Origin of the sequence: Halopenitus persicus (genome assembly GCF_900107205.1) — an archaeon.
GTDB classification, from domain to species: Archaea; Halobacteriota; Halobacteria; order Halobacteriales; family Haloferacaceae; genus Halopenitus; species Halopenitus persicus.
Genome location: NZ_FNPC01000009.1, coordinates 114,772 through 121,574, shown reverse-complemented (window position 1 = coordinate 121,574; position 6,803 = coordinate 114,772). Strand labels below are relative to the sequence as shown.

General features: G+C 64.0%; 6 protein-coding genes. 2 read left to right on the top strand and 4 right to left on the bottom strand.

Going from position 1 to position 6,803, the window contains the following annotated elements; genetic code table 11:
• Nucleotides 1-229: 229 nt before the first annotated feature.
• Nucleotides 230-1,453 carry a TIGR04347 family pseudo-SAM/SPASM protein gene (locus BLV25_RS13720; protein WP_092734315.1) on the bottom strand — a complete coding sequence of 408 codons (1,224 nt, stop codon included), beginning with the start codon at nucleotides 1,451-1,453 and terminating at the stop codon, nucleotides 230-232.
• Nucleotides 1,450-1,875: an Htur_1727 family rSAM-partnered candidate RiPP gene (locus BLV25_RS13715; protein ID WP_256335741.1), complete on the bottom strand. Its 426-nt coding sequence runs from the start codon at nucleotides 1,873-1,875 to the stop codon at nucleotides 1,450-1,452. The genes BLV25_RS13720 and BLV25_RS13715 overlap by 4 nt, the downstream gene beginning before the upstream one ends.
• Before the next feature lie 294 nt (nucleotides 1,876-2,169).
• Between BLV25_RS13715 and BLV25_RS13710 the strand changes: the two genes are divergently transcribed.
• The gene (locus tag BLV25_RS13710; protein WP_092734309.1) at nucleotides 2,170-3,297 is read left to right on the top strand and encodes a TIGR04053 family radical SAM/SPASM domain-containing protein; all 1,128 of its coding nucleotides are present in this window, start codon (nucleotides 2,170-2,172) and stop codon (nucleotides 3,295-3,297) included.
• 377 nt (nucleotides 3,298-3,674) lie between these two features.
• Here BLV25_RS13710 and BLV25_RS16940 read toward each other — a convergent pair whose 3' ends face one another.
• Nucleotides 3,675-4,136 (bottom strand): hypothetical protein, encoded by a 462-nt coding sequence (locus BLV25_RS16940; RefSeq protein ID WP_143114462.1) that lies wholly within the window; start codon nucleotides 4,134-4,136, stop codon nucleotides 3,675-3,677.
• A gap of 673 nt (nucleotides 4,137-4,809) precedes the next feature.
• Between BLV25_RS16940 and BLV25_RS13705 the strand changes: the two genes are divergently transcribed.
• Nucleotides 4,810-5,064 carry a hypothetical protein gene (locus BLV25_RS13705; RefSeq protein WP_092734306.1) on the top strand — a complete coding sequence of 85 codons (255 nt, stop codon included), beginning with the start codon at nucleotides 4,810-4,812 and terminating at the stop codon, nucleotides 5,062-5,064.
• Between the two features lie 300 nt (nucleotides 5,065-5,364).
• On the opposite strand, the gene nirK is transcribed toward BLV25_RS13705, so the two are convergent.
• Nucleotides 5,365-6,420 carry a copper-containing nitrite reductase gene (gene nirK / locus BLV25_RS13700; RefSeq protein ID WP_039402193.1) on the bottom strand — a complete coding sequence of 352 codons (1,056 nt, stop codon included), beginning with the start codon at nucleotides 6,418-6,420 and terminating at the stop codon, nucleotides 5,365-5,367.
• Between the last annotated feature and the right edge of the window lie 383 nt (nucleotides 6,421-6,803).

Below are 6,803 nucleotides of genomic sequence, written 5' to 3'. Positions count from 1 at the left end.
GAACCGCTTGTCCCGAAGTCCTTCACCGTTCACCTTCTCCCCTCCACACCCCGACCCTCCCGGTTCGAAAGCACACGAAACGTACTCTCTCACTCGGAACGTCATCCCGTTTTCCGCTCCCAACTCCACCCTCCCCCGCTCGACCGAAAGCACACGAAACGTACTCTCTCACTCACTCACTCACCACGTCACCACTACTTCCGCCTCGTCCAACAACCACCGGCGTCGGTCAGTCCGCCGATGCCGATGGGTTCGTTGACGTCGGCTCCGACGACACGCCGATCTCCTCGTCGGTGAGATAACACTGCGGGTCCGGCGCGAACAGGTCCTTGTGAACCGTCATCGCCCGTAATCGCGAACCGCCGCGGCAGACGTCCTGATAGCGGCACTCGCCACAGCGCCCGCGTAATCGGTCCTCCCGGTTCCGCAGCGCCTGCAACAGCGGATTGACCTCGTCGCGCCAGATCGCGCCGAAGGGTCGATCGCGGACGTTCCCCGGGCTGTATCCCTGCCAGAACTGCGTGAGGTGGACGTTCCCGACCGGGTCGACGTCGGCGATCCGTTCCCCGGCGGGATCGCCGCCGTTGCGCTCGAGCGCCGTCCGGATCCGGCCGGCCGTCTCCTCCCCGAGCTCGCGGCGCGCGTACTCGACGAGGTAGCCGGCGTCGGCGTAGTTCCCCACCAGCAGCGTCTCGATCTCCTCGCCGGCAGCGTGGTACTCGCGAGTGAGATCACAGAGTCGCCGGACCGCATCCCGCTTTTCGCCCGGCGAGAGGTCCGCGTCCACGATCTCCTTGCCGCGACCGCCGTAATCGAGGTGGTAAAAACAGAAGCGGTCGACTCCGACGTCGGTCAGCAGGTCGATCACGCCCTCGAGGTCGGCCGCGTTCCGGTCGGTGATCGTGTACCGAAGCCCCGTCTTGAGTCCGACCTCGAGACACGCCTCGATCCCCCGGATCGCGGCGTCGAAGGCGCCCTCCTTCCCGCGGAACGCGTCGTTCCGCTCCGGGAGTCCGTCGACCGACACGCCGGCGTACTGCAGCCCGGCGTCCTTCAGTTCGGTCGCCTTTTCCTCGGTCAACAGCGTGCCGTTCGTCGAGAGCACCGGCCTGATCCCGGCGTCGACGGCGTGTGCCACAAGCTCCGGCAGGTCCTCGCGCACCAGCGGCTCGCCCCCCGAGAACAGCACGACCGGCACGCCGAACTCGCCCAGTTGGTCGAGCAACGCCTTCCCTTCCGCCGTCGACAGCTCGCCGGGCACGCCCTCGGTGTCCGCCGAGGCGTAACAGTGGTCACAGTAGAGGTTGCACCGCTTCGTCGTGTTCCAGACCACGACCGGCCGCCGCTGCTTGCGTTCGGTGATCTGTTCGACGCTCGAGTCCGCCGCGGCGTCGTACCGGAGCCCGTCGCTTTCCGCGTCCAGTCCGCACAGCAGCTTGCTGATCGAGATCACTCGCGATCGCCTCCGTTCGTGGCTTGTGGTTCCGATTTCGCTCCGCCATCCACGCCACCGGCTCGCACGTTCGGAGTCCCCTCCGTTTCCTCGTACACGCGCGGTTCGGAGCGTGACTCGGCGCTCGGTCCATCTTCCGACGGATCTCCCGGCATTTCTTCCGGGTCGTCCGTGTCCTCGTACTCCGCTCCGAGCGTTTCCGCGGAATACCGATACGTCTCGTCGGCCGGACACACCCAGAGGTCCCGGGCGTACCACGCGAACAGCGTGCTCGCCTCCTCGTGTGCGACCTCCGGGGACGGCGCCGCGATCGTCCCGACGTGGGTCAGCGGGTCATCGGCGTCCTCGCGAACGAACACCTCCCAGCGCCGCTCGGTCGTTGCCCGTGGCGCAGTCTCCGCTGAGCGGGTCGCCGTCTCGATCGAGGCGGGACGTTCATCCTCGGCCGAGTGTTCGTCTTCGACCAGGCGTTCATCCTCGGCCGAGCGTTCGTCTTCGACCAGGCGCTCATCCTTAACCGAGCGCTCATCCTCCACCGGACGTTCGTCCCCGTTCGAGACCGGGGAGTCATCCCCCGGAGTATCCTCATCGGCCATAGCGGGCGGTTCGAGACGGTCGCTAAACCGCCACCCGACCGTTCCCGTCGACTGATAACCCCATCCGAACCAGTTCGGTCGAGAACCCTTGCCCGTCGGATTCCAATCCCCGCCTAACGGATGTTCGACCACATCGATACCGACCGACGACCGGTCGTCCTCATCTGGGAGGTGACGCAGGCGTGCGAACTCGCCTGCCGACACTGTCGGGCCGACGCCCAACCCGCCCGGCATCCCGACGAGCTCACCACCGCGGAGGGCAAGCGCCTCCTCGAGGACGCCGCCGACTTCGGCGAGAACCAGCTCGTGGTCCTCTCCGGCGGCGATCCCCTCACCCGGCCCGACCTCCTCGAACTCGCCGCCTACGGGGATGACCTGGGCCTCCGGATGACGATCACGCCGAGCGGCACGCGCTCGCTCACCCCGGATCGCGTCGCCGACCTGGCGGATGCCGGAATCAAACGAATGGCGCTCAGCCTCGACGGCGCCACCGCCGAGACCCACGACGCGTTCCGCGGCGAGGCGAGCTTCGCGGACACGGTCGCCGCCGCGGAGGCTGCCGCCGACGAGGGGCTCCCGCTGCAGATCAACACGACCGTCTGCGCCGACACCGTCGACGAACTCCCGGCGATCCGCGATCGCGTTCGGGACCTCGGCGCCGTCCTCTGGAGCGTCTTCTTCCTCGTCCCGGTCGGCCGCGGCCGCGTCCTCGATCCGATCGCGCCGGACCGCGCCGAGGCCGTGATGGAGTGGCTCCAGGCGGTCGCCGACGAGGAGCGCTTCGGCGTGAAGACGACCGAGGCCCCCTTCTACCGCCGCGTCGGGCTTCAAGGCGCCACCGACGAAGCACACACGACGGCGTCGTCGTCTCCCCGCCGCGCCGGCATCACGGCGGGCCGCGGGTTCGCGTTCGTGAGCCACACCGGCGAGGTGTACCCCTCGGGATTCCTCCCCGAGTCCGCCGGCAACGTCCGGGATCGGTCGGTCGTTGACGTCTACCGGAACGCCGACCTCTTCGAGGAGCTCCGTGATCCGGACGCCTATCGCGGCAAGTGCGGCGCCTGCGAATACCGACACGTCTGTGGCGGGAGTCGATCGCGTGCGTACGCGACGACCGGCGATCCCCTCGCAAGCGACCCCCTCTGTCCGTACGTCCCCGAGGGGTACGACGGCCCGCTTCCGGAGGGATTCGACGAACTCTCGTCGGCGGAGTCCGAGGACTCACGCTCCGACGTCGCCGCATTCTAGCCCGATCTCCCCCGTTGTGGGATCGACGGGCCCGATCCCCGATTCGTGAATCACCGGCGTTGGGATCCACCTCGAAGCCAAACCCGGACCGAGCCATCCCGGCCGCGGTGAACCGCCTCGGTGTCAAGGGATCCTACTGGCTGGTGTCACAGCGTGTCGACTTCAGCTTCGGGGTCAAGCCCGGGACGTTCACCTCCATCGCCTGTGAATCGCCTCCTCGCTCCGAGGGTGTTATGGAACTCTCGTCACGGTGTTTAGCGGCCCATAACCGAATCGGTCGTGAGAACCCGCCTGCGAATGTACCGCTGAGATTTCTACCAGGTTGCGTTGATGTTCATAACGGTTTGCCGAATACACAGCGCAGTTGCAGCAACCGGCTATGACTGATTGATTCCTCCTTGGGACGCTTCCGGTGATGGGAACTCGTCATAACAAGGGTTGTTCACTTTTGGATTGATAGGACGGTCGGGTTCAAATTGTACGTATATGGCGTCGCCAGTATACTCGGGGTGGCAATCCAGCGTGATCGACCTGGTTGGCTCGCGGCCATCGAACGCTGCTGTCACATCGAGACGGGTACCAGTGGCCATCTCACCGAGTGCGACCTCTGTTTCTACCGTCGTCCATTCGTCCGGCGGAGCGGCAGAAACCTCCACGTACTGGCGGATGACCTCCGTGCCATCGTTTTCGATGAGTAGGTATCCCTCGTGACGCGATTCGGTGTAATTGTGGACCGAAATCAACAGGGATTGTTCCGGGTCGGAAAGCGCCGAACACCCAGCAAGCCCGGTAATTCCGCCGGTGCTTGCGAGGAGGAACTGTCGCCGAGTCGGGGACATAAATACTGCTTGCGCGTCAAGCTGTAATATTTTTTCCCCAACAGTGAACGAGCCAATGAAGATGAACGATATACCCTCTCTATTCAGTAAGCAGCTCTTGACAGAATGTGGATAATTCCGGAGTGGGTGTGATATAGCGCTCGTCTGTATGTGGGTGTGATATAGCGTTCGTCTGTATTGGCCAATACGAATTTCTACCAGTTCGAAGATCTATTCTGATAACTGTGCGAGATACGGAGCGTGAATCTTGCACAGACTGGACGGCCACTGAGGCAACTGCTACTACAATGGTGTTTTGTCCTTCGGAAAGGAATTTAATAGTAGATGTCACTCATTGAATATGAACCGTCGGCGAGTCCTTACGTACGCGTCTGCCGGCCTCGTAGGTGGTCTGAGCGGGTGCCTAAACGAACAGAGTCCAGACCGTGAGGGTGCGTCCGAGACGGGAAGCCCGACCCAGACAGCCGAAACACCGACATATGAATGTGACGCTGCAACTCGGCCAGTACCACCAGGACCTGACGCGGATCCCCCAGGAGACGCTGAACGGTACACGTATCCGACACGGCCGGACTCGCTGTCGGACGAGGAAGTACGCTCCTACGCGGCACGGTACGAACGGGCCTACCGCCTGACCAAGACGTACTCTCAGCGGGGAACATATCTGAACCAGGTGAGCGTCTCCATTGAGGAGACGGAGATCCACGACGCCCCGGATGGGGCAGCGATTGTACAGGTTGCGTACACGTATGATGCCGAAATCGAAGGAGACGATGGCCCGATCGAAATCGACTCACCACTCCTATACGCCTCGTACTACGTCGACGACGAGGTAGTTCTCCGGGCGGTCGATAAGAAACTCCAAGAGAACGTGTCAAGACTGGTTGTAGATCCGATCACGCAGGGACAGCCTGTGGAGTGTTTCTGACACTCGACGGAGCTTATGGAAGTTACAAGGCTAAAACCCCGCCCTTCAGGGTGGGGAGGATGTCAACCTCTGTATCTCGCACGGGTGTCTTACCACCTGGTAGACAAGTCAACATATCCTGCGTTAAATCACTCGCTTGCACTGAACACTCCGAAGGATGTGTGAACTCTTCTATGACGCTCTCTCCTCGTTTCCTAGCCGGATCATCGCTCGACGAACGGTCGGATATCAGTGCAACGACCGGCGAGTCCGCCCGGAGGCTGACCGGCCGGGTCGCGGAGCCGGGACCACGACCGGACGCTACGGGTCCGGGTTGAAGATCTCGGGCTCCTCCTCGCCCTCGACCTGGATGACCCCGAGCATTCCCTTCCGGGCGACCCGCGAGAGCGCGTGGTCGACCAGCTTGATCGGGCCGGGGACCGGCGTGTCGATCTCGGCCGCCGCGACCGTGCCGGGTGCGACCGGGGCCGTCTCGACGTACCGGTCCGGGTCGGAGACCAGGTCGCCGTCGCGGTAGAACGTCTCCCAGACGTTCCCGATCCCGTGCCAGGAGCTCATCAGGTTCGGTCCGCCGACGGAGTGGAAGATCCGGATCCGTTCGCCCTTCTGGACCGTGATCGGACCGTATCCGTCGCCGGTGAAGGCGTACGCCTCGCCGTTCAGGCAGACGTAGGTCGGCTCCTCCGCCTTCATCGCCTCCATATCGAAGGCGTGGTGGCCCTTCTCGCCGGTGTCACCGGTCGTGTAGAGCTCGTGCTGGCCGAAGTAGAGCTCGCGGTCGACCTCCGGCAGGCCGTCCTCGGGCTCGACGAGGATCGCGCCGAACATTCCCGCACTGATGTGGTGGTCCATGTTCGGGACCGCACAGTGGTAGATGAACACGCCGGGGTAGGTCGCCTTGAACTGGATCTCGGCGCTCTCGCCGGGCGCGATCGTCGTGTCGTCGGCGCCGCCGCCCGGGCCGTACACCGCGTGGAAGTCGATGTTGTGCGGCAGCGAGTTGCCGGAGTCGCTGGTGAGCCGAAGCGTGACGGTGTCGCCGCGCCGCACGCGGACCATCGGACCGGGGATCCGGTCGTTGAAGGTCATGTAATCGAACGTGACGCCCGGCTCGATCTCGGCGACGCGTTCGGTCGTTTCCAGCTCGATCTCGTGGTGGCGCGGCTCGCTCCAGTCGACCGGGTCCGGCAGGTCGGTCGGGTCCGCCGCGATCCGGTCGAGGTCGACGGACTTCGCCGGGTCGAGTCCGCCCCCGTCCGCCTCCGGGGTGGTCTGCGCCTGGGCGCCCGCATCCGCACGGGGGGCACCGAGACAACCCGCGGTCAACACCGCTGCACCGGCACCGGCCGCCTTCATGAACGTCCGCCGTGGGATACTGTGTGATTGGGACATTGGGTCTCCCTCCATTTGAGCATATGTGCATCATACACTTCAATAGGTAATTGAATTCCAATTTATTGGCGACGGTGCTCGAACATGTCCGTACCGTAGTATATAAATGAACCTCCCGCACGATGACTTCGCGCTCGGTCCCTTCGAGGCGGTCGTTCCCGGAAGTGGCCGTTCGATCCTTGCGGGTGACCGTCCCGACACCCCTGACGTTCCGTTCGCGACACCCCTGACGTTCCGTTCGCGACGACCCGACGTCCCGTTCGCGACGACCCGACGTCCCGCGCGCGGTGACTGAAATGAACCGCTCGTAAAACCGGGTCGCTCGATACCGGGGATCGGTGTCCAAA